The sequence below is a fragment of the Campylobacter sp. genome (genome assembly GCF_052169515.1).
GTDB lineage: Bacteria > Campylobacterota > Campylobacteria > Campylobacterales > Campylobacteraceae > Campylobacter_A.
This window is the reverse complement of the sequence record NZ_JBQNCH010000004.1, coordinates 19,366-43,480: the sequence shown is the minus strand read 5'-3', so window position 1 is coordinate 43,480 and position 24,115 is coordinate 19,366. Positions and strand designations below refer to the sequence as shown.

The 24,115-nt window shown below is 37.8% G+C and carries 25 protein-coding genes; 15 read left to right on the top strand and 10 right to left on the bottom strand.

The genetic code is table 11. The features are described from left to right. Window positions 1-3: 3 nt before the first annotated feature. Entirely contained in the window at window positions 4-651 is a 648-nt protein-coding gene (locus ACTTKV_RS02020; RefSeq protein ID WP_442549004.1) for an outer membrane protein assembly factor BamD, read from the bottom strand. A 112-nt stretch (window positions 652-763) separates the two neighbouring features. Here ACTTKV_RS02020 and fliW point away from each other — a divergent pair, with 112 nt between their 5' ends. The 7 genes from fliW to ACTTKV_RS01985 all read left to right on the top strand — a co-directional run bounded on the left by fliW (window position 764) and on the right by ACTTKV_RS01985 (window position 7,605). Beyond that, on the top strand, window positions 764-1,147 hold the full coding sequence (gene fliW, locus ACTTKV_RS02015) for a flagellar assembly protein FliW (protein ID WP_442549003.1): 384 nt from the start codon (window positions 764-766) through the stop codon (window positions 1,145-1,147). Between the two features lie 51 nt (window positions 1,148-1,198). Next, the gene (locus ACTTKV_RS02010; protein WP_442549002.1) at window positions 1,199-2,335 is read left to right on the top strand and encodes a hypothetical protein; all 1,137 of its coding nucleotides are present in this window, start codon (window positions 1,199-1,201) and stop codon (window positions 2,333-2,335) included. 56 nt (window positions 2,336-2,391) lie between these two features. After that, the gene (locus tag ACTTKV_RS02005; protein WP_442549001.1) at window positions 2,392-5,181 is read left to right on the top strand and encodes a hypothetical protein; all 2,790 of its coding nucleotides are present in this window, start codon (window positions 2,392-2,394) and stop codon (window positions 5,179-5,181) included. A gap of 91 nt (window positions 5,182-5,272) precedes the next feature. Then, window positions 5,273-6,082: a prepilin-type N-terminal cleavage/methylation domain-containing protein gene (locus ACTTKV_RS02000; RefSeq protein ID WP_442549000.1), complete on the top strand. Its 810-nt coding sequence runs from the start codon at window positions 5,273-5,275 to the stop codon at window positions 6,080-6,082. Window positions 6,083-6,110: 28 nt separating this feature from the next. Then, entirely contained in the window at window positions 6,111-6,533 is a 423-nt protein-coding gene (locus ACTTKV_RS01995; RefSeq protein ID WP_442548999.1) for a hypothetical protein, read from the top strand. Between the two features lie 80 nt (window positions 6,534-6,613). Then, the gene (gene hpf, locus ACTTKV_RS01990) at window positions 6,614-7,141 is read left to right on the top strand and encodes a ribosome hibernation-promoting factor, HPF/YfiA family (RefSeq protein ID WP_442548998.1); all 528 of its coding nucleotides are present in this window, start codon (window positions 6,614-6,616) and stop codon (window positions 7,139-7,141) included. Window positions 7,142-7,359: 218 nt separating this feature from the next. Then, on the top strand, window positions 7,360-7,605 hold the full coding sequence (locus ACTTKV_RS01985; RefSeq protein ID WP_442549047.1) for a DUF5131 family protein: 246 nt from the start codon (window positions 7,360-7,362) through the stop codon (window positions 7,603-7,605). Between the two features lie 34 nt (window positions 7,606-7,639). Here the strand turns inward: ACTTKV_RS01985 and ACTTKV_RS01980 are convergent, their stop codons facing one another. Then, window positions 7,640-8,182 carry a DUF1523 family protein gene (locus ACTTKV_RS01980; protein WP_442548997.1) on the bottom strand — a complete coding sequence of 181 codons (543 nt, stop codon included), beginning with the start codon at window positions 8,180-8,182 and terminating at the stop codon, window positions 7,640-7,642. A gap of 72 nt (window positions 8,183-8,254) precedes the next feature. After that, entirely contained in the window at window positions 8,255-10,486 is a 2,232-nt protein-coding gene (locus ACTTKV_RS01975; protein ID WP_442548996.1) for a nitric-oxide reductase large subunit, read from the bottom strand. 214 nt (window positions 10,487-10,700) lie between these two features. Between ACTTKV_RS01975 and ACTTKV_RS01970 the strand changes: the two genes are divergently transcribed. From ACTTKV_RS01970 to ACTTKV_RS01955, 4 genes are all read left to right on the top strand, one after another. Further along, window positions 10,701-11,756 (top strand): ABC transporter substrate-binding protein, encoded by a 1,056-nt coding sequence (locus ACTTKV_RS01970; protein WP_442548995.1) that lies wholly within the window; start codon window positions 10,701-10,703, stop codon window positions 11,754-11,756. Window positions 11,757-11,759: 3 nt separating this feature from the next. Further along, window positions 11,760-12,767 carry a FecCD family ABC transporter permease gene (locus ACTTKV_RS01965; RefSeq protein ID WP_442548994.1) on the top strand — a complete coding sequence of 336 codons (1,008 nt, stop codon included), beginning with the start codon at window positions 11,760-11,762 and terminating at the stop codon, window positions 12,765-12,767. Then, entirely contained in the window at window positions 12,767-13,540 is a 774-nt protein-coding gene (locus ACTTKV_RS01960; RefSeq protein WP_442548993.1) for an ABC transporter ATP-binding protein, read from the top strand. Before ACTTKV_RS01965 ends, ACTTKV_RS01960 begins: the two co-directional genes overlap by 1 nt. Before the next feature lie 119 nt (window positions 13,541-13,659). After that, the gene (locus tag ACTTKV_RS01955) at window positions 13,660-13,833 is read left to right on the top strand and encodes an excalibur calcium-binding domain-containing protein (protein WP_442548992.1); all 174 of its coding nucleotides are present in this window, start codon (window positions 13,660-13,662) and stop codon (window positions 13,831-13,833) included. Window positions 13,834-13,908: 75 nt separating this feature from the next. Here ACTTKV_RS01955 and recG read toward each other — a convergent pair whose 3' ends face one another. The 3 genes from recG to ACTTKV_RS01940 are packed head-to-tail and all read right to left on the bottom strand — an operon-like array spanning window position 13,909 to window position 17,992. Then, a complete protein-coding gene (recG, locus tag ACTTKV_RS01950) occupies window positions 13,909-15,726 on the bottom strand; it encodes an ATP-dependent DNA helicase RecG (RefSeq protein WP_442548991.1) in 1,818 nt (605 codons plus the stop codon). Beyond that, window positions 15,716-16,945, bottom strand: coding sequence for a M16 family metallopeptidase (locus tag ACTTKV_RS01945; protein WP_442548990.1), 1,230 nt, complete (start codon window positions 16,943-16,945; stop codon window positions 15,716-15,718). Before ACTTKV_RS01945 ends, recG begins: the two co-directional genes overlap by 11 nt. Beyond that, window positions 16,946-17,992 (bottom strand): dehypoxanthine futalosine cyclase, encoded by a 1,047-nt coding sequence (locus ACTTKV_RS01940; RefSeq protein ID WP_442548989.1) that lies wholly within the window; start codon window positions 17,990-17,992, stop codon window positions 16,946-16,948. Window positions 17,993-18,123: 131 nt separating this feature from the next. Here ACTTKV_RS01940 and ACTTKV_RS01935 point away from each other — a divergent pair, with 131 nt between their 5' ends. After that, window positions 18,124-18,333, top strand: coding sequence for a hypothetical protein (locus ACTTKV_RS01935; RefSeq protein WP_442548988.1), 210 nt, complete (start codon window positions 18,124-18,126; stop codon window positions 18,331-18,333). 20 nt (window positions 18,334-18,353) lie between these two features. Here ACTTKV_RS01935 and ACTTKV_RS01930 read toward each other — a convergent pair whose 3' ends face one another. Then, window positions 18,354-18,746, bottom strand: a complete 393-nt coding sequence (locus tag ACTTKV_RS01930; protein ID WP_442548987.1) for an NfeD family protein — start codon at window positions 18,744-18,746, stop codon at window positions 18,354-18,356. Beyond that, on the bottom strand, window positions 18,743-19,657 hold the full coding sequence (locus ACTTKV_RS01925) for an SPFH domain-containing protein (RefSeq protein ID WP_442548986.1): 915 nt from the start codon (window positions 19,655-19,657) through the stop codon (window positions 18,743-18,745). Before ACTTKV_RS01925 ends, ACTTKV_RS01930 begins: the two co-directional genes overlap by 4 nt. Before the next feature lie 82 nt (window positions 19,658-19,739). Between ACTTKV_RS01925 and ACTTKV_RS01920 the strand changes: the two genes are divergently transcribed. From ACTTKV_RS01920 to ACTTKV_RS01910, 3 genes are read left to right on the top strand one after another with little or no spacing between them, the layout of a single operon-like run. Then, window positions 19,740-20,168 (top strand): copper resistance protein NlpE, encoded by a 429-nt coding sequence (locus ACTTKV_RS01920; protein ID WP_442548985.1) that lies wholly within the window; start codon window positions 19,740-19,742, stop codon window positions 20,166-20,168. A gap of 48 nt (window positions 20,169-20,216) precedes the next feature. Further along, the gene (locus tag ACTTKV_RS01915) at window positions 20,217-21,419 is read left to right on the top strand and encodes a copper resistance protein NlpE N-terminal domain-containing protein (protein WP_442548984.1); all 1,203 of its coding nucleotides are present in this window, start codon (window positions 20,217-20,219) and stop codon (window positions 21,417-21,419) included. Between the two features lies 1 nt (window position 21,420). Beyond that, complete coding sequence (locus tag ACTTKV_RS01910; protein WP_442548983.1) at window positions 21,421-22,617, top strand: MFS transporter; 1,197 nt, start codon at window positions 21,421-21,423, stop codon at window positions 22,615-22,617. Window positions 22,618-22,665: 48 nt separating this feature from the next. Here ACTTKV_RS01910 and ACTTKV_RS01905 read toward each other — a convergent pair whose 3' ends face one another. Beyond that, a complete protein-coding gene (locus ACTTKV_RS01905; protein ID WP_442548982.1) occupies window positions 22,666-23,490 on the bottom strand; it encodes a CheR family methyltransferase in 825 nt (274 codons plus the stop codon). Then, on the bottom strand, window positions 23,477-24,046 hold the full coding sequence (locus tag ACTTKV_RS01900) for a CheB methylesterase domain-containing protein (protein ID WP_442548981.1): 570 nt from the start codon (window positions 24,044-24,046) through the stop codon (window positions 23,477-23,479). The genes ACTTKV_RS01905 and ACTTKV_RS01900 overlap by 14 nt, the downstream gene beginning before the upstream one ends. Between the last annotated feature and the right edge of the window lie 69 nt (window positions 24,047-24,115).

Here is a 24,115-nt window from a genome sequence, read left to right as displayed (position 1 = left end):
CTCCTATTCAAAAAGTTTTCTATACCATGCTACGTCAGGCTTGATAAGGTCAGAATTTCTAAACGGCGACTCTTCAAGTTTTTGCTCATAAATTTTAGCCGATATGTCCCTGCCTGTTCTATTATAAAGATCAGCTATTTGCATATCTAAAAAGTAAAGTGCGAGCTTAAATTTTATAAGCATTGTCTCGATTAGTGGCTTATATTCAGTATTTGGATACATATAAAGAAATTTTTCGATCTCGGTTACGCTATCTTCCATAAGCTTTTGATTACGATTTGGCTGAGTAAATGAGTCAAAATTTGCTTTTATCTTTAGGTACTGAGCAAACTCTGTTTTTGGGCCATTATCGCCGTATCTTTTGATGTACTCATCAAGATAGTGATTTGCCATTAGATACTCCTCATCGTTTGCATGTGCTTGAGCAAGGATGAGTAAAATTTGCTCTAAAAGTGGGCTTGCCACATGTTCGCTTGCCATTGAAACATAGTGTTTGTCGGCCGCTTCAAGATCGCCATCTTTTATATCGGAGATAACCTGAGCATACCACTCATCAGGGGTTAGATTGTAAAGCTCGGTATATTTCTCAGCACAACCACTAAAAAGGCCTAAAAGAGCTACGACCGCTAGAAATTTAGAAAATCTTTTCATGCTTTTCCTTAAAAAGTTTAAATTCACGTATTCTACATTTTTTGCCATTATTTTTGTATAAATTTTTTAAAACTATGATAAAATACGGTAACTTTACAAAACAGGAGTTAGTATGATTTTTAATGTTAAAAGCCCTATTTTAGGCTTTGAGCATATCAAGACGATGGAATTAATTGAGCTCGATAAATTTTTTGTTAAACTGGCAAGTAAAGATGATGAGACGTCTTTTACGATGATAAATCCTTTTGCCTTAAGAAGCTACGAATTTGATATCCCAAGCTATTATGAAGACCTTATGGATATAAAAGAAAGTTCACAGCTTAGAATTTATAACATTATCGTGGTTGCACTTCCGCTTGAGAAATCAACTGTAAATTTTATAGCTCCTATCGTTTGCAATATGGACAACATGACATTATCTCAAGTAGTTTTAGACATTACCAAATATCCTCAATATGGACAGGCTGAGGTTATAGAAAATTTCATACAAAAATAGTTTTTTAAAAAAATCTAAGGACAGATTTTTCTTGTTATTTAGAGGATTGTTGTGAAGAAGATAGTATGTTTACTCTGCTTTATTACCACGTTTAGTTTTTCTGCATTTAGAGCTTGTACGACAGCAGAAGCAGCTTCAATAGGTTGTGGCGGTTTACTGTATTCTTGTTATATAGATTTAGAAGAATATCAAGATGGCTCTTCTAAAAATATCCCACACTGTATAAAAAAGCACAATAGAACTTGGACAATAGACACGGTTAGTTTTTACCCATCGGGCTTAGCAAAAGATCATTATCACATTTATGCAAAGCAATCTTCTCCGTGGGGACATGAACCGTTAATTGGCATGACAGATGATAACTCCAAAGCCTTGCGGCAAAGAACAATAAATAGCAAGCTCAACACCAGAGTAAATGGTGATATGGCTACCATTGGCGGTACTGTTATTATTCCAGAAAATGGCGAATATAATTTTATTCCAGATATAACTAATGTGGCAAAAACATCATCTACAGCGAATAGAAAATTTTTAAATGATGGTGGATTTACACGGCGTAGTGACAACGTACTTTGTCAAAATGCATTTATTTACAATCCAAACTATCATCCTTATTGCCAAAATTCATCATCCTCTACGTTTGATTTTAGTGATAAAAATACCTTTATACAAAACAACTTAAAAGGCAGCAATGTAGTATACGCTAGGCTCTACTGGGGTGCTTCACTATATCAAAACTGGCTTGTTAAAGATACTGGAACAAATTTATATATGAACGCCTTAAAATATATAAAAGGATATAGCAAGATTGATTTTAAAGTTCCTGGAAATCCAAATCCAATCACAATAGATGCCAAACCAAAAGATGTCTTTTGGTTTGGCTCTTTTAGTCAGTATGCACCAAAATCAATGACTCTTGAATCATACAATCAAAATGAATCCAATAGTTACTCCGTAAAAGCTGGAATAAACTACCAATATGTAGCAAGTGCTGATGTTACAGATTTAGTCAAAAATTCTCTTGGAACTAGCACGCAAGATAGGACATTTTATGCTGGTAATATCAGAGCCACTAGAATTCCTATCGGCAATGAATTTTTGGACCCCAACGATGGAATATATAAGGTAAATAGCTCTACAAATAGAACATTAAAAAAACATATGGCACACTACTATTTTCACCAGTAAAGAGACAAAAAGGCTATTGGATACAGTCAATAGCTCCGCAATTTGCAGCTTGGAGCTTGGTTATTATTTATAATTTTGATGATAAAACCGCCATGGCAAACAATATAGAACCAAGACTTATTAGCATATTTGATGGTTTTGAACAACTAGCTGCGGACTGGATAAAGTCAAGCGATCCATACGGCACAGTAAAAAGCTCAACCGTAGATGTAAAATTTGAAAACATCTATACGCCAAAAGCAGGTGACAAGGATGCCTCTCTTACAATGTTTTCTTTTGGTGGTAAACCAGAAACAAAAGGCGAAGATATCGAAATAAAAAATGTTGGTAGCTATCAGAGCATAACAAGCACAAACAATGCACAAGGTGATCAGTTTAACTCCACTATGACAAAATTTGGAAATTTTATAAATCATGGCAAAAAATTTCACTCTCAAGCAGACTTAGACATCTTTAATATAACAGACAAAATGTCGCATGGTCAAAGGGAGGCAGATGTAAGATTTACAGTCACAACGAAAAAAATCTCAGGCAGTACCACCAATGTCACTAGTGCTGACCGTATAAATTTAGCTCTAGTCGGCTTTTCTACTCGCATATATAAACCAGATGTTTGCTACATGGAATACATTTACGCAAAACAACCTGGAGATACCCATTTTACAAAAGTACAAGAAAATACGCCTATTTCATTATCTCCGAATACTGTTTTAAAAACTTTCGTTGAAGTGACAAATGGCACAAATGAAAATGCTCAGGATTTTGCCCTAAAAGCTACAATAGACCAAAGCCAAGTTTATAATCCAAATTCGACTTATATATACGCAAATAAATCATCGCAAGGGCCTAGTGATCTCCTCACTATGTCAGGACAACTGCATTATAATGACAACACAGGCTTACAGCAGTTAAGCGGCAACGATTTAACTTTTTACTTAGGACAAGGTGCAGCTGCTAATAAAGGTGGAGAAATTTTAATGCACCAAGGCAACTATGCCTATGCCATATATGAAACTACCCTTAAGTCTGCTTTTAAATCAAATAGCTATAAAGCCACAGTCGCAAATAGTGATATAAATTTAGACCCTTATGATACGTATATAAAAAGATGCACTGACCAAAACTATAACATCGCCATAAGTGCAGACAAACCAAATAATTTTATCCCAAGCAATAGACAAGACAACGGCACAGCAGCTTTTAAAACCAAATATAAAAATAGACTTCTAACTCAAATAGTCACCAAACCATTTAATGTCTACATTACAAACTATGGGCCAAATAATAATAAAACGGCACCAGACACTCCAGTAGATGTAAAAGTAGAATTAGTTGAATCTTGTACCGCCACAACAAATTTATATGAAAAAGATATAAGATTTGATGGAGTTAGCGATGTTTTATTACCAGGTATTCATATTGACAGAGCCTATAAAAGTGTTAAATTTAGAATTTCTCATCTTGACTCTACAACACATACAACAAAAATAGCATGCGAAAAATTAGATGATTTTGCCATAAGGCCAAGTCACTTTAGGTTATGGGACACTGAAACAAACACTGCTAATACGAACAATATACTAATAGGTGGCAAACCCTATGATAATATTGCTCTTGCCGCCATGAAACCGCTTGATAGCGGTCTAGCAAATGGATACACAAACAACATAAGTGGCTCCAATGGAGAGATAAGGCTTTTACCAGCATATAGTGCAACTTGCGATCCTAGCTTTTTGGAAGTAGAAAATAAACTAAGCGTAGATTTTAATGACAAAAATAAAGCGTTGGGTAAATTTTTTCGTCATACATCAAGTGGAACTGTTGGTTTTTCATACTCAGATATAGGCGATACATATTTTCATGTATTGGATAAAGATTTTACCTTAACCGATCAACATGCGCCAGCAAAAGCTGATGATTGCGTAAAAAACTCAACTAGCAATGATCCTGCACAAGATCCAGCACAAGAAGGAAGAATTGGTTGTAATATAAAATTAGAGGGAGATAGAGATTATTACTTTAGACCAAAAGATATAGAAATAAGCAATTTAAAGATAATAAAAGATGGCGAAATAACATATCTTGATAACCAAGGTATACAAAAAGCAAAAATCACCTTTGATGTGGTTGCAAAATTATTTGATGACTCACCTGCAAAACTTTACAATGAAGATTGCTATGCAAAAAATATGAACTTTGATATAAAATTAGATAGAGTTCCTTTAAATTTTACAGACAATGATGGCAATGCTGGTACACTAACAAAGGCCAATGAAGAAATTTTATTTTTTGAGATCCCTGGCTCAAATACCAGAAAATCAATAGATCCAGGCGCCACAAAGGCGACATTTTATGTGGACAAAAAGACATTTGTAAGTGGCAAAGCAAAAGGTGAAGTCTATTTTAACTTTGACAGAAAAGTAAATCGCCCTAAAAATCCTTTTACTGTTTCAAGCGATGACTTTAGCTTTAGTGGTATGTCCAATGGTACAAATGAAACAAAAAAATATGAGAAATCGCCTACTAAAACATCAGTAAAATTCTATTTTGGTAGGGTTTATGCTCCATTTTACGAAGGACTTTATAGCGGTTTTTATGCCAAAATTTATTATGGTGCTTACTGCGATGGATGCGATAAAAATGCCTACATGAGAGATGATGGTAAATTATGGCAAGACTTTCCAGCTGCACCATTTTGGTCTACTAATCCTAAACATAGCGCAGGAGTGCTTAGCTATCATGACTTTAGCTTTACAAATACTTATAGCGGTACCGTTTTAAGAAATGATGTAGGCAGTATAAATAATGGTGAGCAGGTAATATTTATAAGCAACCCTGAGTTTTAACACGCTTTTAAATTTATATCAAAACTATTTTCAAAGCAAGGTAGTAAATGACCTAGAAGCACAAACCGAGATCGCTCTAGAGCAAATTTCAGTGCTGCTTAGCCACAGAATAAAACAAAGTGTTATTGCCAGAAAACACGACGGGAGCTATCTAGCACTCAATGATAGTGGTGTAAATTTAAGTAGCGATTTTGAAATTTTAGAATTTATCCCAGCAGCATATGAGCTGTTTGACGGCATCAACGAATATAAAGGAGATGATGCTCACGGAGATCCAATCATCGAAGAAGGCATATATAGCGGTTATGCAGATCTTGCAAATAGTTCTATTGCAGATGGATTAAAAAGCCCCGGAAGTAAATTTAACAACGCTTTTAAAAATGGTGTAAAAGACCTAACCTGTGAAAATGATAGCGACGAAGAAGATATAAACAGTGGCGCCAGATGTATAAACGCCGATGATGAAAATAGCGGTTTAGTAGCGATATTTTCTAGCATACTTTATAAAGTTAGTACCAGCTTTGGCTACCAAGAAAATTTTAACCCAAATCAACTTGATATCGCAAAAGTGGGCATACAATCTATCGATACGCTTAAAATTTCAAATGATTTTAAAAATAAAAAAATTTCAGAACAATATAAACTTGCCTACACAGCAATCGCCATAGCTCCGGCTGAACAAAGCGCCAAGGATATACAAAACGGTGTTTTTGATCTTAAAATGTACTACAACTATAGACCATGGCTAAATGAGAGTTTTAAAAAATTTAGCTCAACATCCACAAAGGCTATCAAAGCCGAAAGTGCAACACTAGCCAAACATGTAACAAGGTTTGTTTTACCGAAAAAAACGGAGTTATCGCACTTAAACTTTGTGTCAAAGCAGAAAAATCAGAAATAACTATTTGTAAATCAAAGGCAGTGTATTAATGAGAAAGGGGGTTACATTATTAGCGGCGATATTTTTCTTGATTGTAGCGGCATCTATCGGCACCCTTGCTCTTTCGATAGCTAGTACATCGGCTAGGCAAAGTAGCGAAGTTTATCTAAGAGAGCAAGCGCAGCTCGTTGCTCAAGCGGCAGCAGAATATGCAATGTTTGAAATTTTTAGAACAAATTTTGAAGACAAGTGCCTAAAAGAGGTCAATGGTGTATTTAATAATATATTTGACTTTAATGTAAAAATAACTTATTTTGGAGATATCGGTATATGCACTCCACCAACCATCATGCCTGGCACTGAGGGAGTCGCAAGCACTGGCAATATGATCTTTGATGTTTTTGTAACATCAAAAGATAAAAAAACACCAAATCCTATAAATTTCCACAAGCGCACTCTTCAGAAACTTTAAAATTTTATAAAGATTTTAATTTAATTTGTTTTTAGTTTTGGCGTGTTATAATCTCATTACTTTCTATAAAGGAGATTGCAATGAATATAAGCATTGTAGGAAAACAATTTGAGCTAACAGAGCCGATCAAAAACTATATCCAAGACGCTTTTGATACACTTGGCAAATACAATCTTGACATCATTTCTGCAAGATGTGTTGTCGCAGCCGATGAAAAACAAGGCAAGAAAGGTTTTAACGCAGAATTTTCTCTAAATATGGCTCATAAAGATACGATAGTTGTTCGTCAAAAAGACAAAGATCTTTATGCTGCGATCGATCTTGCTGTCGAAAAAGCTTCAAAAGTTTTAAGAAGAGAGCATGACAAGAAATTTACCGTAAAAGGCAAAGCTGATGACAAAGACTTTCGCTCAAGAATAGGTGAAGAAAAGATCGAGGGTGTCGAGGAGATCGTGCCTGTGGAGCTTGAAATTTATAAACCACTTGAAGTCGAAGAGGCACTTGAGAAACTAAAATCAAGCGATAAACAATTTTACGTATTTAATGACGTTGACGCAAAAATGCGTGTCATCTACAAAAGAACAGACGGAACTTTCGGTCTTTACTAAAAATAGGGGCAGCTTTGCCCCTAAAATTTATGCCAATCCACTATAAATTTTCTTCCTGGAACCCAAGTATAGGTTGTAGCAAAACAAGCCCTAGTTGCAAAAAACTGCTACGACAGCAAAATTGCTTTAAATTTTCAAAAAAGAGGCGTTAAGCTCTATAAAGATGGCTTTCATGCGAGCAACTTTTAGAAGATCTTGGCTAGCTAAATTTAAACGGCATAAACTGGGTTGCAGCTGGTGGAGAACACGGCAAAGAAGCACGTGCCATGAAAAAGGAGTGGATACTTTCCTTAGAAAATGAGTGCAAAGATCAAAGCGTGGCATTTTATTTTATGGGCTGGGGAAGTGTAGATGAATGTGGCAAATGGCGCAACAGAGCAAACGAGCTAAAAACGCTTGATGGCGTCAGGTATAGAGAATTTCCAAAGATAAAAGAGAGACAAGGCTCTCTGCTTGATTTTTAAAATATCCAATAATCAAAAAATACAATCTACTAAATTATTTCTCTAAATTTTCACTAACCTTTGGTGTAAAAGCCTTATTTATCTTTCTTACCCAAATGATTAGCGAGATAAACAAGATAAAGTAAAGCACATAGCTAGCTATCGGCCAACTAGTATCAGTGCCACTTTCTTTTAGAGAGATGACATTTCTAAACTCGTTTAACATAGAAATTCTATATCCATAATATTTTATGGTGACGTTTCTATCGCTATTTGTGAAGCCCTGGGCTTTAGCTTGCACATCGGCTGAGTTAAATTTAAAATAAAATGGGAATCCCCATGCAGTATCTTCATTTCTATAGGCCATAACTTTATCTGGATTTTGAGGACTTTTAGTGTAGATAAAATAGACATCTCTAGTAGGGCCATCAGCTGGGTTTTTGGCGTCAATTATGCCGTCCTTATCCATACGTTTTACATCACCACCGGTTATAAAAACGCTATCATAATGCGGAAACGAATAATTAACCGCAAGTGCTAACAAAAGGTGCAAGAGGACAATAAAAGTAACGCAAATTCTTCTAAAAAATGTAATCATTTCTTTCCTTTAAATTTACGCTATTTTATGAAAAGATAGCTTAAATAAAGGGGTAAAAATACCCCTTTAGTTTTAAGCTTTTTTATTAAGTATAAATTTTAGAAGTTGCGCAAAGAAGCTAATACCACCGATTATTAAAATCGTATCGCCAATCATTCTAACCCATCTTAAATTTTGTAAGTGTGATTGTTGTAAAAGCTCAGCGCTTCTTGCATACCACATGCCATGCTCTAGGCTTGCAAATGCTTGATAAATTCCTATTGGAAGTAACGAAAGCACGATCATTAGCATAAGACCTATATTTAAGCCCCAAAAGCCTATTTTCATAAGTTTTTCATCAAATTCTTGACCTTTGAATAGATAAGTAGCCACTAGCCAAACAAATCCAAGAGCCAAAAATCCATAAACACCAAATAGTGCAGCATGTCCATGAACTGGAGTCGTATTTAGGCCTTGGATATAAAATAGTGAAATCGGAGGATTTATCAAAAATCCAAACACACCAGCTCCTAGCATATTCCAAAAAGCAACTGCGATAAAGCAATAAAGTGGCCATTTTAATGTCTTAGCCCAAGTTTGAGCAAACTGAAGTCTATAATGCTCATAAGCTTCAGCGCCAAGCAAGACAAGAGGAACTACTTCAAGTGCCGAAAAACTAGCACCAACTGCCATTATAGGTGTTGTGGTACCTGCAAAATATAAGTGGTGGAATGTTCCTGGGATTCCACCTACCATAAAGAGTGACGCGCTAGCAAGCGTTGAAAATGTAGCAAATCTCTTTGAGACAAGTCCAAGACTAACAAACACAAAGGCAAGTGAAGCAGTAGCAAAGACTTCAAAAAAGCCCTCAACCCAAAGGTGCACAACCCACCAACGCCAGTACTCCATCACTGGAAGTGGGCTTCTTTGACCGTAAAATAATCCTGCTCCGTAAAATAATCCAACTGCAACAGCTGAAGCTGCAAAGATAGCAAGTAAATTTTTGTCACCTTTATTTTTAAATCCACCAATAAATCCACGAAGTAAAAGTAGCATCCAGATGACAAGACCGACAAATAAAATAATCTGCCAAACACGTCCAAGCTCGATATACTCATATCCTTGATGCCCTAGCCAAAAGCTTAAATTTATAGGCATGATATTTGCGATTGCCAAATACTCACCAGCAAAACTACCAACCACAAGGATTAGTAATGCATAAAATAACAAATCTACACCAAGCTTTTGAAATTTTGGATCTTTACCGCCATTTATAATAGGAGCTAAGAAAAGTCCAGCAGCTAAAAATCCTGTCGCAATCCAGAAAATACTAGCCTGGATATGCCATGTTCTAGCAAGTGAATAAGGAATGTAGGCTGATAAATTTATGCCATAAAATTCCTGTCCTTCGACAGTATAATGTGCTGTAAAACCGCCTATTAAAATTTGAAATGCAAAAAGAGCCAAAGTCACAAAAAGATACTTTTTAAGAGCTTTTTGAGATGGAGTTAGACTAAGCTTGCCAAGCGGATCTTCACTAACAGCCTCCAACTTTTCATCATCTTTTTTGCCATAAAAAGAGCTAAACCAAACAAGAAATCCAATACCGGCAATAAGTATCACGACGCTTGCAACTGACCAAAATATATTCTCACTTGTTGGCACATTGTCGATTAGCGGCTCATGTGGCCAGTTGTTTGTATATGTAGCATCACTGCCAGGTCTGTTTGTAGCAGTTGCCCAAGCCGACCAAAAGAAAAAGTTATTGAGATCATCTCTATCAGCAGCATTTGGAAGAGTATTTTCTTTCATTGCATAAGCTTCTCTTAAAGGCTTAAATTTAGGGTCATTACCAAAAAGTGAAGCATACTCGCTAGCTACTTGCTTGATCGCTTTTAGTCTGTCAGTACTTAGCACAAAACTATCATTTTTTACGCCATTTTCTCGGTACTCTTTTTTAAGCAAAACTTTTAAATTTGCCTTTTGCTCATCGTTTAGATCAGCGTATTTTGAGTGATAAATTTCATCTGCCTTTATCTGCAAAAATGCAACTAGCTCTTTGTGAAGCCAGTCCGCACTCCAATCGGGTGCTTGATATGCGCCATGACCCCAAATAGAGCCAACTTGCATACCACCTATACTTTGCCAGGCCTCTTGACCTTTATATATGCTCTCTTTGTCGATCACGACATTGCCATTTTCATCTGTAAAATTTACAACTGGAGGCGAGCTTCTATAAACCTCAACGCCGTAGTAGCCTAAAATACCAAAGCAAACTACTAGCACAGCAACAAGTGCTAGCCAATACTTTCTGTATTCACGCATTGATTCTCCTTTTTTAAAAATTCAGGCAAAGTTTATCCCATTTTAAAAAAGCAAATAATGACATATGTCAATAAAAGGAGAGAATTTATCCTATTAAATTTATAAGAATTTACAATATATGCAAATTTTTCATAATGTATATGCAAAATTTACATAGAATTAATATAAATATTATTAATATACATGTTTATACTTCAAAAATAAAGGAAAAAATATGCAAACAAATTTTATGCATAAAGTAACCAAATTTAGCCTTGTTGCTTCACTATTTATGGCTCTTAGCCTAAACGCAGCTGAGTCTGCAAGAAGCATCACTGATATGCAAGGTGTCAAAGTAAGCGTACCTGAAAAGGTAGAAAAGATCGCTGCGCTTTGGCACGCAAACAACGAGATCATCCTAGCACTTGGTGGTATGGATAAGGTTGTAACAACAACAGATCTTATTAAGAAGAACAAGTGGTTTGCCCTTGTCTATCCAAAGGTAAAAGACCTACCAGCTGCGCTAAATGGCAAAGATATTCAAGTAGAAGAGCTACTTAAGCTAGCACCTGATGTTGTCATAGTTTCTAGCAAAAATTACCAAGAAGAGCTTACTAAAAATGGCTTTAGCGCGGTAAATATGATATATAGAGACTATCCAGATATGGAAAAAAGTATCTATGCAACAGCTGAAGTTATCGGCACTGACAAGGCTAGAGCTTTGGCTGAAAAGCTATCAAACAAGATCCATGAGAACTCAAAATTTGTAGAAGCCAAAACAAAAAATATCCCAGCTGACAAGCGTCCAAAAGTACTTCACCTTCTTGGTGGCGCAAATTTATTAAAAGTTGATGGAACAAACACTATCCAAAACACTTGGATAAATTTAGCTGGCGGCAAAAACGCAGTGGCAAAAGAGGGCTCTATGATCGAGCTTACAGCTGAAGAGATCATCAATGCAAACCCTGATATCATCATCGTTGGCGGCAATGACACAGACGCTTTAATAAAAAATGTCAAAGAGCACCCTGCATTTTCAGGCTCAAACGCTGTGAAAAACGGCAAAATTTATGGCAACCCAAAAGGTGTATTTGCTTGGGATAGATATGGCGCTGAGAGCGTGCTCCAAATTTTATGGGCGGCAAAAACTATCCAGCCTGATCTTTTTAAAGACCTAGATATGAAAGCAAAAACAAAAGAGTTTTACAAAGAGTTCCTAGGCCACGAGCTTACCAACACAGAGTATGACTACATGCTAAAAGGTCTAAATCCAGACGGCAGCAGCAAATAACATATGAAAAACGCAAATTTTTCACTAGTTGCTATATTTTTAGCCCTGCTCACGCTTCTTTGCGCCTTTGTAGCGCTTGGTATCGGTAGATTTTACATACCATTTAGCGATGTCTTTAGCGTGCTAGCTCACAGCTTTGGCTATGGCGAGGGCGCAGCTAGCAACATCACAAATGTGATAGAAAATTTGCGTATACCTCGCATCATCGCAGCTATCCTTGTTGGAGCCGCTCTTAGCGTGAGCGGTGCTGCCTATCAAGGCGTCTTTAAGAACCAGCTAGTAAGCCCAGATCTTCTAGGCGTATCAGCAGGTGCTTGCGTGGGAGCTGCCACTGCGATCATCTTTGATCTATCGCTATTTTGGGTGCAGGCTTTTGCTTTTGGCTTTGGCCTAGCAGCTGTTGCTATCACGCTAGCCATACCAAAGATGATGGGGCGCACAAGCACGCTCATGCTAGTTCTTTCTGGTATCATCGTAAGCGGTCTTATGGGCTCGGTGATCGGCTTTTTAAAGTATGTCGCTGATCCTGAAACAAAGCTACCTGACATCGTTTACTGGCAGCTTGGTAGCCTTGCAAAGCTTGATAGCGAAAATTTAAAATTTATAGCCCCAGTGATGATCATCTGCGCCATTTTACTAATCGCCATGAGCTGGCGTATAAATTTGCTATCTCTTGGCGACGAGAGTGCGGCTAGACTTGGCGTAAATGTGGCTTTTGAACGTGCTATCGTTATCATTTGCGCTACACTCCTTACAGCATGCAGCGTCTGTATAAGCGGAATAGTCGCTTGGGTGGGGCTTCTTATGCCACACCTGGCGCGCATGCTAGTTGGTGCAAACAACATAAAAAGCATGCCAGCAAGCATATTTATGGGTGCGATGTTTTTACTATTTGTAGATACATTAGCTCGTAGCATAAGCGTAAGCGAAGTGCCTCTTGGCGTACTTACTGGCTTTATCGGCACAGTATTTTTCGTCTGGGTCTTGTGGCGAAATAAAAAGGTTGCGTGATGCTTGAAGTTAGAAATTTAAACTTTAGCTACCCAAATGGAGCTGGCAAACTAGAAAATGTAAATTTAAAGATAGGTGCAGGTGAAATTTTAACCATACTTGGGCGAAACGGAGCTGGTAAATCAACCACCCTTGGACTGATAAGCGGCTCACTAAAACCAGTATCTGGAGAAATTTTTCTCGATGGTAAAAACGTAGAGAGTCTAAGTAATAAAGACCGAGCAAAGATAATGGCATATGTGGCTCAAAGCGAGATCACAGAGTATGACTACACAGGGCTTGAGTTTATCACGATGGGTCGTGCAGCACACCTTGGTATCTTTGCAAGACCTAGCAAAGAGGACGAGGAGATAGCTAAAATTTATACTAAAAAGCTTGAGATCGAATATCTTGAAGAGAGATTTATCACTCAGATGAGCGGTGGTCAAAAGCAAATGTGTATGATCGCACGTGCGATGGCAGCCCAACCAAAGATGATTATATTTGATGAGCCAACGAGCGCGCTTGACTTTGGCAACCAGTATAAATTCCTACGCACCGTTAAGTGGCTAAAAGAGCTTGGCTACTCGGTTGTGCTAACCACTCACAACCCTGACTTTGCTGTGCTTCTTGGCGGATATGTCGCTCTTGTGAAAGGTGATGGTGAGGTTGGATTTGGTACGGTTGATGAGATCATCAGAAGTGAAAATTTAAGCCAGCTTTACGGACTAAATTTAAACGTAAGCTACATCGACAAAGTCCAAAGAGAGTGCTGCCTAACTTATCCACTTTAAATTTACCTGCTTTCAAAAGGATAAATTCTTTTGAAAGCACTTTTTGTACTTTTTTGTTATTTCACACATACTGCCTTTGGAGTAAAAATGAAAAATAATTTTGATTTTATTTTTTTGCATTGATAGCAAATGCGGCTGATAAATTTGATTGCCCTAAACGCTATTGTAAAGAGATGAAGAGTTGTGAAGAAGCATATCACTATCTAAGAAACTGTGGACGCAGTGGCTTTGACCGTGATCGTGACGGCATACCATGCGAGAATATATGCAAAGAACGTAGAGTAAAAAAATAATTTTATTAAAATTTACTCCACTAAAATTTAAAGCTAACAAAATCAAATCAAAAATTTAGGTTAAATTAAAAGCAACTAGGCGCTATTTTTAGCAAGCGCCGCCACTCTAGCCTTTGCTGCCTGTGTGATATCATCCTCGTAGTCATAGAAGTTAAATGTCGCTCCATGCTGGACAAAGCCGTTTAGTATGTCGCCACTTTGTCGGTTTTTCAGATCAAGCTCGGCCACCTTAAAACCGTCATTTGTCGCACAAAATTCTTTTAACCTAGCAGGCGTCTCTTTTAGCTTGGTAAACAAAAAGCAGTATCCATCGCCGCCGTTTCGCCCCACCCTGCCGCGCAGCTGATGAAGTGTGGCAAGCCCCAACCTCTCAGCGCCCACGATCACTATCGTATTTAGCCTTGGCAGCGAAATTCCGACCTCAACAACAGTGGTTGAAAGCAAGATTTCACCCTCTTCCCTAAAACGCCTTAAATTTTCCTCTTTTTCCTTATCCTTGCCGTGCGTGACAAAGACATTTTTGAAATTCTTTAGCCAAAAGCCCTGCGCCTCATTTAGACTTTGATAGTTTGAGTTCTCGCTGCTCTCAACAAGCGGATAGATGATAGCCACTTGAAAGCCGCCCTCAAGCTGCTTTTTTATGTGAGTTAGCAAAAAGCCAAACTCGCTAGCGCCTAAAATTTGGCTCGTTATATTTTTTTTAAATGGCATCTGCTTTAAAAAGCTAAAATTTACAATCTCAGACTGAATGAGACTGAGCGTCCTTGGTATCGGCGTGGCTGAAAACTGCACAAAATTTGCCCGCTCATCCTCGTTTGAGGCGAGCTCCTCTATCTTTTTGCGTTGATTTGAGCCAAAGCGGTGCTGCTCATCGACCATGACTAGCGGTGAGTTTGGCAGCTCGTGAAAGAGCAGCGCATGCGTGCCAACGATCAAATTTGCCCCACCAAAATCTATCTTTTTCTCTCCACTTTGAACCAACATCACATTCATAAATGGCGGCAATAGCCTCTTTGCTTCGTTAAAAATTTGCTCGCTTAAGATACTTGTTGGCGCCATCAAAATGGCACTTTGAGGATATACGCTAAGAGCAGCTGCCAAGATCACTAGCGTCTTACCGCTTCCCACGTCACCCATTATGACGCGCCTTTTTGCCTGCACAGCACTAAGGTCGTCTCTTATGTCATTTATCGCGCTTATCTGGTCATTTGTCGGAGTAAATGGCAAGCTTTTAAGCCAAGAGCTTATATCAAAAAGCTCTATTTTAGGACTTTTAAAATAAGTTTTTTTCGCACTTAGCTTTTTTATGTAGTTAAAAATTTCTACAAATTTTAAAATGTGCGCGCCCTCATTGTCATTTTTTAGGTGGTATAAAATTTGTACGCTTTGCTCGTCTAGCTTTTGCAAATCAGCCAAAAATTTAGCTTCTCTCTCATCTAGGCCCTCAGCTAATAAATTTTGTAAATTTATATATTTTAAAACAAGCTTTTTGACCTCATCATCTTTGAGCTCGGTCTTAAATTTAGGCACGATCTGGCCTATTTTTGTGGTGATTTTTGGATTTACGATCTGCCACGAGCCAAAGGCGTAGGAGCAAAGCCCATATATCGCCATCTCTTTGCCAACCTTAAAAGCACCGTAGTGCCAAGACTTTGCATTAAAAATGACGATCTTTACGCTACTTTGCCACTGCTCGCAAAAGGCAAGTGCTGTTAGCATACCAGGACGCGAGGCGAGCGAGGTGATCTTTACATTTATGCAGATATGCCCTTCTCTTGGGCTCTTAGCGATCGTCGTATCCTCAAAGCCCTTTGGCAGCACGAGAGCAAGGTCAAGTAGGCTAAGCACGCCTATTTTTAGAAGTTTTGCCCTATCGCTTGCTTCAAATTTCATTTTTTAAAACGCAAAAACTTAGCTCGTTTATCTCTGCGTGGGCTTTTATGAAGCTATTTAGCTCGCTTAGCGAAAGGGCTGAAATTTTATCTAGATCCTTTAAAAACACCCCAAGCTCACCATGCTCATAAAACTCGCCCTGCGCGATATCAAGGCGTTTAAATAGCGTCTCAAGCCTAAGTGGCAACGAGCCAAGTAAAAATTTCTTCGCCTGCTCAAGCTCGGCATTGCTAACGCCTTTTTTACTAAATTTTAAAATTTCCTCTTTTATAACGGCGATGGCCTCATCTTTTTTCTCATTTTTTGTCTGCATGTAGCCATAAAGCTGGCTGTAAGAGAGATTTAGCAAATTTCTAGCGTAGGCGCTATATGCAAGCCCTCTTTTCACGCGGATCTCCTCCATGAGCCTCGAGCCAAAACCGCCCTCACCTAAAATAAATGTCGCCACTGCGGCCTTGTATTTCTCCTCAGGTTTTATGTTAAATGGTGCACCAAAGTAGATATATGCCTGCTCGCTTTGCCTTACTATCTCGCTGGTTTCGCACTTGTTGCTTGGACTAAAACGCTCTAGCTTTCGCACCTTGCCAGGCTCTAAAATTTCTAAAACCTTAGCCAGTTCTTTTGTCTGCTTCTCATCGATGTCGCCGCCTAGCACACAGAGTAAATTTGAAAGGTCTAAGTGCTCGTTTAAAAATTTCCTCACATCTTCAAGCGTTATAGCTTTAATGCTCTTTTTCGTGCCGATACTTGGCTGGGCAAGCACGCTTTTTGGGTATAAAAGCTCAAAAAGTCCCTGCCTTGCCACGTAGTCAAAGTCATTTTCATTTGCTGCGATCTCGCCAAGTGTGACAGTTTTGCACCTATTTAGGATCTCATCTGTCAAATTTGGAGCGCTCAAGAGCTCTTTTAGTTTGCCGCACGCAAAGGCAAAATGTTCTTTTAGGCAGTTTAGATCGATGCAAAATGTCTCAAAGCCACAGCTTGCGTTTAGGCTGATCGCCCTTACCTCAAGCTCTTTGGCAAATTTAGCCGATCCTAGCTTTATATCGCCCTCGTTTAGTAAATTTGCACTAAGTCTAGCAAGGCCTGCAAGCTTACCATTTTGAGAGCTACCGGCTGCTTTTAAAACAAATCTGAGGCTCACTACTGGCATCGACTTTGAGTTTTCAAAAACGACTGGAATTTTTACATTTTTTACATCGATATCTAAAATTTTCATCTAAAATTTCTCCAAAATATCATAGTTTGTGTTGCGCTTAGCTGGAATTTCTCCGACATCTTTTATAAGCTCGATCATCTGGTCTTGATTCATCCTAAAGCTTGCCCCTGCGGCTTTTACGACGTTTTCTTCCATCATTGTGCTGCCAAGGTCGTTTGCGCCAAAAAGAAGTGCTAGCTGGCCTACGTAGCTGCCCTGAGTGACCCAGCTGCTTTGGATATTTTTAAAGTTATCCAAAAAGAGCCTTGAGACGGCAAAAAGCCTTAGATAGACGTTTGAGCTTTGCTTTTTGATCTCTGGAAATTCTTGCATGAGCTTTGTATTTAGCCCCTGAAAACTCCAAAGTATAAACGCCCTAAATCCAGCCGTTTCATCTTGTAAATTTCTGATATGCTCCCAGTGCTCCACGATCTCACGAGTGCTCTCAACCGTGCCAAACATCATCGTCGCAGTCGTCTTCATGCCAAGCTCATGCGCCTCTTTGTGTATGCGAAGCCAGTCTGCGGTGTCGCATTTTTTTGGCGCAATGATATCACGCACTCTATCACTTAAAATTTCTGCTCCAGCCCCTGGCATCGAGTATAGGCCCTTTTCGTTTAAGCGTCTTAAGACCTCTTTTGTAGAAATTTTTGAAACTCTTGCGATATAGTCGATCTCAACAGCCGAAAAACCATGTATCGTGATACTTGGATAGTGTTTGCTTATGTAGCTTAAGAGCTCCTCGTACCACTCGATCTTTAGCTTTGGATGAACACCGCCTTGAAATAAAATTTGCGTGCCGCCAATGGCGATTAGCTCCTCGATCTTCTTGCCGATCTCCTCAAAACTTAGCACGTATGCGTCTTCCTCTTTTGCGTGGCGGTAAAATGCGCAAAATTTACAATCCACCCAGCAGACATTTGTATAGTTGATGTTGCGATCTACAATGAAGGTTGTAATGCCCTCTGGATGAAGCTCTTTTTTTCTAGCTAGCGCCATCTTACCAAGCTCGTGAAGCGGTGCATTTTCTATAAGATCGATGGCCTCATTTACACTAAGTCTTTTCAAATTTAACCTTTTATTTTGCTTATTTTTGGGCGAGAGTTTAGCCAAAAATGCTTTTAAATATGATAAATCATGTCGTTACCAAATTTTTAACTTTAGCAGATAGAATATGCAAACTTTTTGAAGGAGTAAATATGAAAAAAATCGTTTTAACCGTAATTTTTGGCCTATTTTTAGTTGGTTGTGCCAAAAGTGAACCAAAACCGGCAAATTATGAAAGCTGTGGCTGTCCGCATCACAAAGAGATGAAAAGTGACATGCAAAAAACAAACCATCATCATGACTGCATGATGCATGGGTCAATGCACGGCAATATGCAAGGCTGCCCTGTTCACGCAAAATAATAAAGTGCCATTATGGCGCTTTATTTTAATATCACCTTGTCGCCTTTGGTGCCAAGAACCATCACTTTTTCTCCGTTAGCTAAATTTCCGTCGTATTTCCAAAGAGTACCCTTAAAATAGACCATATTTTCTCTAATCTCGCCAACGCCGGCCTCGTCTAAAAATTCCTCATTAAAGCTCTCTTTTCTAGCCATAAATTTGCTCTTTAATGGCGCTTTTAAGAGTGCCAGCAAGACAATAGCAAGTGCTGAGACGCCTAAAATTTGATATGGCCACTCAAAGGCAACTCCAAAATTTACTACTCCAACAACAATAAAAGCCAGTCCGAAAAATAGCAAATAAAATGAAAAAAGCGTAAATTCAAGGGCGCATAAGAGTGCACCAATGGCTATCATTATATAAGGGCTGATCACGCCTTATCCTTAGCTAGAAAATTTTTCAAAACACTAAGTGAGCCTATTAGCTCAGTAGCCTCGTAAGGGACTAAAATTTTATCTTTTGAGCCATTTTTAGCTAGCTCACTAAATGCCCCAACCCTGTCGCGCGCTAGCAGAAATTCAGCCGCATTTGCGTTTTTGCTCATGCTGTCATTTATCATATCCATCGCCTCTTTTTGAGCCGTTGCGATGGCGATTTGCTCATATTTTTTCGCATCAGCCATACGCTCGATCGCCTCTGCTTGAAGCACTTTTTCTTGTTTTAGCGCCTCAGCGTTGCGGATAAGCGCCTCTTTTTCAGCCAAGGCTTTTAGCTCGATGGCGCGTTTTTCACGCTCAGCTTTCATCTGCATATTCATCGCCTCTTCGATGCCAAGTGGGACAGAAATTTCAGAAATTTCTACACGCATGATCTTTACACCCCAGTTGCCAGCGGCGTCGCCAAGAGCCACTTGAAGTGCGGCGTTTAGTCGGTCGCGTGAGCTTAGTGTATCGTCAAGATTCATCGCGCCTATCTCGCCACGAAGCGTTGTCATGGCTAAATTTGCAATGGCACGCTTATAGTTATCTACATTATAAACTGCCATTTTTGCATCAAATACCTTTAAAAAGACGATGCCATCGACGCTTATGTTTACGTTATCTTTTGTGATGACTTGCTGTTTTGTGATATCAACAAGCTGCTCTTTTACCGTGATGATAGCCCTTATCTGATCAACAAATGGAATGATCACGTGAAATCCTCCATCAAGCACCTTGTGAAATTTACCAAGACGCTCGATAAGTAAATTATCCGCTTGCGATACGATCTTTATGCCAGCCTTTAAAAACAAAAACGCAAAGACAACTAAAACTATGACTAAAACACCAAAAGTTTCAATTTCCATTTTCTCTCCTTTAATTTATAATTTGTTATTTTCTTAAGTATTATAATACATTTTTAAATTTTATTTTTAAAAAAGGATTCGCATGAAAAATTTTATCTTTGCACTAAGCGCAGCTCTACTTTTGGCAGGTTGTGCCACATCAAGCCAAAATACAAGCATTCCACAAGGCAAATGTGAGGTAAAAAGCAGTTGTACAGCAGCTCAAACTAGCATCGAAGGTACATATAAGGCTTTCTTGCCGTGTGCTAGTTGCATGGGCATAGACTCTACTCTTACACTAAAAAAAGACGGAACGTTTGTTAGTGTAATGGACTACAAGTCAAAAGATAACTACAAGGCCATGAGTAAAGGCAAATACTCAATAGAAAATGGCGTTATCACAACAGTTGATGAGTATAAAGAGAAGAACTTTTACAAGATAGAAGGCGAGAACCTAAAAATGCTAGATATGGACCAAAAAGAGGTCACTGGCGAGCTAAAAGACAAATATATTTTTAAACGCGTAAAATAAATTTTAAAGGCAAAATGATATAATTTTGCAATTTTTAAGGAGTTGCAAATGAAATATCTTTTTGCCATACTTATCTCATTTTTCATCCTTGGCTGCGTAAAAAATGAAAATTTAGAGCCAAAACAAAGCACACAAAATACAACAAAAGAAGACAAGGCATTAGTTCAGGCAAATACACCTAAAAAGCCAGAAAAACTAATTCTTACAAATTCCATTTACAATAGCTTTTATACCATACTGCCTTGCTCAAACTGCGAGGGGATAAAAACTATCTTAACTCTTAATAAAGACAAAACATATACAAAAACTATGCTCACTATGGGTAAAAAGGCAAGCCTAGTAGAAAAAAACGGTGTATTTGAAGTTGATGAGAGTGCCATTATCCTAAAAGATGAAAGTGGTATTATAAGCTACTTTGTCCCAAATAAAAATTCGCTTTTACAGCTTGATGATAAGAAAAATAAGCGAGTTGGCGTGCTAGCTCAAATTTACAACTTCGAACCAATAGATAAAGCCTATAAAGATAGTTTTTTTGCTAGGTTCTCTAAATTTAAAGACAAAAATGGCTTTTTAGATATTATCATCACGCCAAGTAAAAATGGCGCGAGAGCAACATTTTACTCATCGTTAAAAAATGGCTCCCCACTTTGTGAGTTTAGCTCTGAGCTTTTTTATGACAAAGGGATTTTTTACCTTTTGGATGAAAAAGGTATAGCCTTAAGCATACACAAGATAAATGGCGATCTATTTATAACCGCAAATGATAAAATTTGTAAAAGTGCTCACATTAGCGGACATTACAAAAAAAGTAAAGGCTATAAAAATATCTTTGGTAAAGGATTTTTTTCAGAGATTACGAGCGATTCTGCAAATAGAGATGTGATAAAAATTTATGGCTCAAAAAACATAAAACGTGATAACACAAAAAAAGAAAATAGCTACATCGCAACAAGCAAAAATGAAAGAATTTTTGAATACACCTTGCTAAATGGCATTATCACAAGCATTGACATTTATTCAAAAGAGTTTAAAACCCCAGAAAATATCAGCCTAAAATCAAATTTCAAGGATATAAAAAACGCCCTTGTTATCTCTAAATTTCAAAGCGATACAAACAATATCTGGTTAAAAATAGAGAGCCACGACATGCTGATAAAGTTAAAAAATCCACTCGGAAAAAGCGTGGCAAATCTAAACGAAATCCCAGAAGAGACACAAATAGAGCAAATAACTCTAATGTGGAATCAGTAAATTGAAAGAGTATATTAAGCTTTTAAAAGATGAGAAAAATTTTCGTCTTTTAAGCATCATTCAACTAATGTGCTACTTTGGTGTGTGGTTTTCGCATACTGGCATTTTTACGCTACTAATCAGCCTTGATGCTCCTGTTTGGGCGCTCACGCTAAGTGCTGCGATGGCATTTATCCCAGGTGTCGTTATAGCTCCGTTTAGTGGAATTTTAGTTGATAAATTTAGCCCAAAACCGATGCTTGTCATCATGATGGCGATAGAAACAGTAAGCGTTTTTATGCTCATTTTTATAAATTCGCTTGATTTTTTATGGCTACTTTTACTTATTATTTTTGTTAGAAATGGCACTGGCGGGATGTATTTTCAAGTAGAGATGAGCGTGCTGCCAAAAATTTTAAGCAAAGAGAAACTAAAACTCGCAAACGAGATCCACTCTATCATATGGGCGGTCTCATACACTGCTGGCATGGGACTTGCAGGAGTTTATATACATTTTTTTGGGATAAAAAGCGCATTTTTACTCGATGGCATGCTATACATTTTTAGCTTTGGATTTTTATATTTTTTAAAACTGCAAGGTCTAAAGCCAGACCTCATAGAACGCCCACTAAAAATGTTAAAAAACGGCCTTGTCTATCTAAAAGAAAATAGACTCATCGTTCACCTTATATTTTTACACGCATTTGTTGGCATTACTGCTTATGATGCACTGATAGCACTTTTAGCTGATTATAAATATGCAAATTTACTCTCCGCTTCACTAGTTATCGGCCTACTAAATGCTTCAAGATCTGTCTCACTCATGTTTGCGCCAGCTTTGTTAAGCAAATTTATAAATAAAAATACCATAGTCTATGTCTACATCGGTCAAGGCCTTGGCATCATCATCTGGGCATTGACGCTGAGAAATTTTTACCTAGCGCTTGTTGGCATAGTCTTTGCAGGCTTTTGCACATCAAGCCTTTGGAGCTATACCTATACGTTGCTTCAGCAAAACTGCGAGAAAGAATTTTATGGCCGCGTAATCGCATATAACGATATGGTATTTCTTGGATTTAGTGCACTTATATCATTTGCAATTGGATTACTTTACGAGCTTGGCTTAAGCGTAGAGATGATTGCGGCGTTTATGGGAAGTCTCTTCTTTGTAGGAGCTTTTTACTACCAAAAAATTTTAAAAAGCTACGAAATAAAGTGATTAGCTTTAAATTAAGCCGCCTGATTTAAAAGGCGACTTTGTAAAATTTTATTTTTTCAGATAGTAAGTAATGCCGTTTGAAAAACGTTTTTCATATATTGGGGTATAAGGCACAAGATCAGCATGCCCTGCGTAAAACCTCCCATCTGGCTTTAATAGTTTATGTAAGCGCTCGACGCATTTTAGTCTAAATGCATCATCAAAATATATCATCATATTTCTTGAAAGAACGATGTCAAATTTACCGAGATTAAAGATCGCGTCATCAAAAACGTTCATAATCTTAAACTCACACTTTGGTAAAATTTCACTTTTTATCTTGAATTTATCCTCAGTTTTTGTAAAAAATCTATCTTTTTGAAAATCACTCAGTCTTTGTATGCTTCTCTCGCTAAAAATACCTTTTTGGCAGCTAGCTATAGCCTCTGAGTTTATATCTACACCTACGATAGAAATTTCATTTTGCTTCATTCCCAACTCATAAGCAAGCATCGCGAGTGAATATGCTTCATCCCCAGTAGAACAAGGAGCACATAAAATTCTAGCTCCTCCAAGATCTTTTGCATAATAGATCACATCTTTAAGCTGCGGTAACTCTCTATAAAAATAAGTCTCATTTACAGTCACTAAATTTAAAATGTCTTGACGTAAAATCGAGTTATATCTTATCATTGAGACAAGATCTTTAAAGCTTTTTATCTGACGGTCTTTGACAAAAGCGGTGATTCTACGTAATGTAATATCTCTTTTTGGCTCTAAATCAACGCCGCAAAGAGCCTTGATTGCATTCATAAAATCATTAAAACCATCCATATCTTGTGGAGTATCTGTTTGTGCTATTTTTACATCTTTTGCGTTATTAGTTAGCAGCATTTAAAAAATCCTCCATCTCTTTTTTTATCATGGTTAGGTTTAGTGATTTTAGGCTCTGATTTAGCTCCTTTGCACGTTTTGGCATACCATACACTATCGCACTCTCCTCATTTTCAGCTATACATTTTGCTCCAGCCTTGTAAAGCTTATCAAGCCCAGCCGCACCATCGTCTCCGATGCCAGTTAGTAAGATGGCTAGTACATTTGCACTCTTACAAATGCTGACTCCTGAGTTAAATAGCACATCTACATTTGGGGTATATATCGTTTTTTCTTCGGTATTTGGTTTTGCACTTATTGGCAAATTTGGCGATATAACTGTATTTTGCTCGCAGACATATACGGTATTTTCTTTTAAATTTCTTTTTTCATTTAAAATTTCAACGTCCAAACCGCTTTCTTTTCCGACTTGTGCAGCAAAAGAGCCTATAAACATTTTATTCATATGCTGAGCTATTACGACTATAGCTCCATTTAGCTCTACATTCTTTAGCAACTTTTTTATATGCCCAGGACCACCAGTAGATGCTCCTATTAGTATCAATTTTTGTGCCACAAATAGCCTTTAAATTTTTATAGTTTTTGGCTTATACCATCTTTTTGCTATATCGTCAATATTCTTATC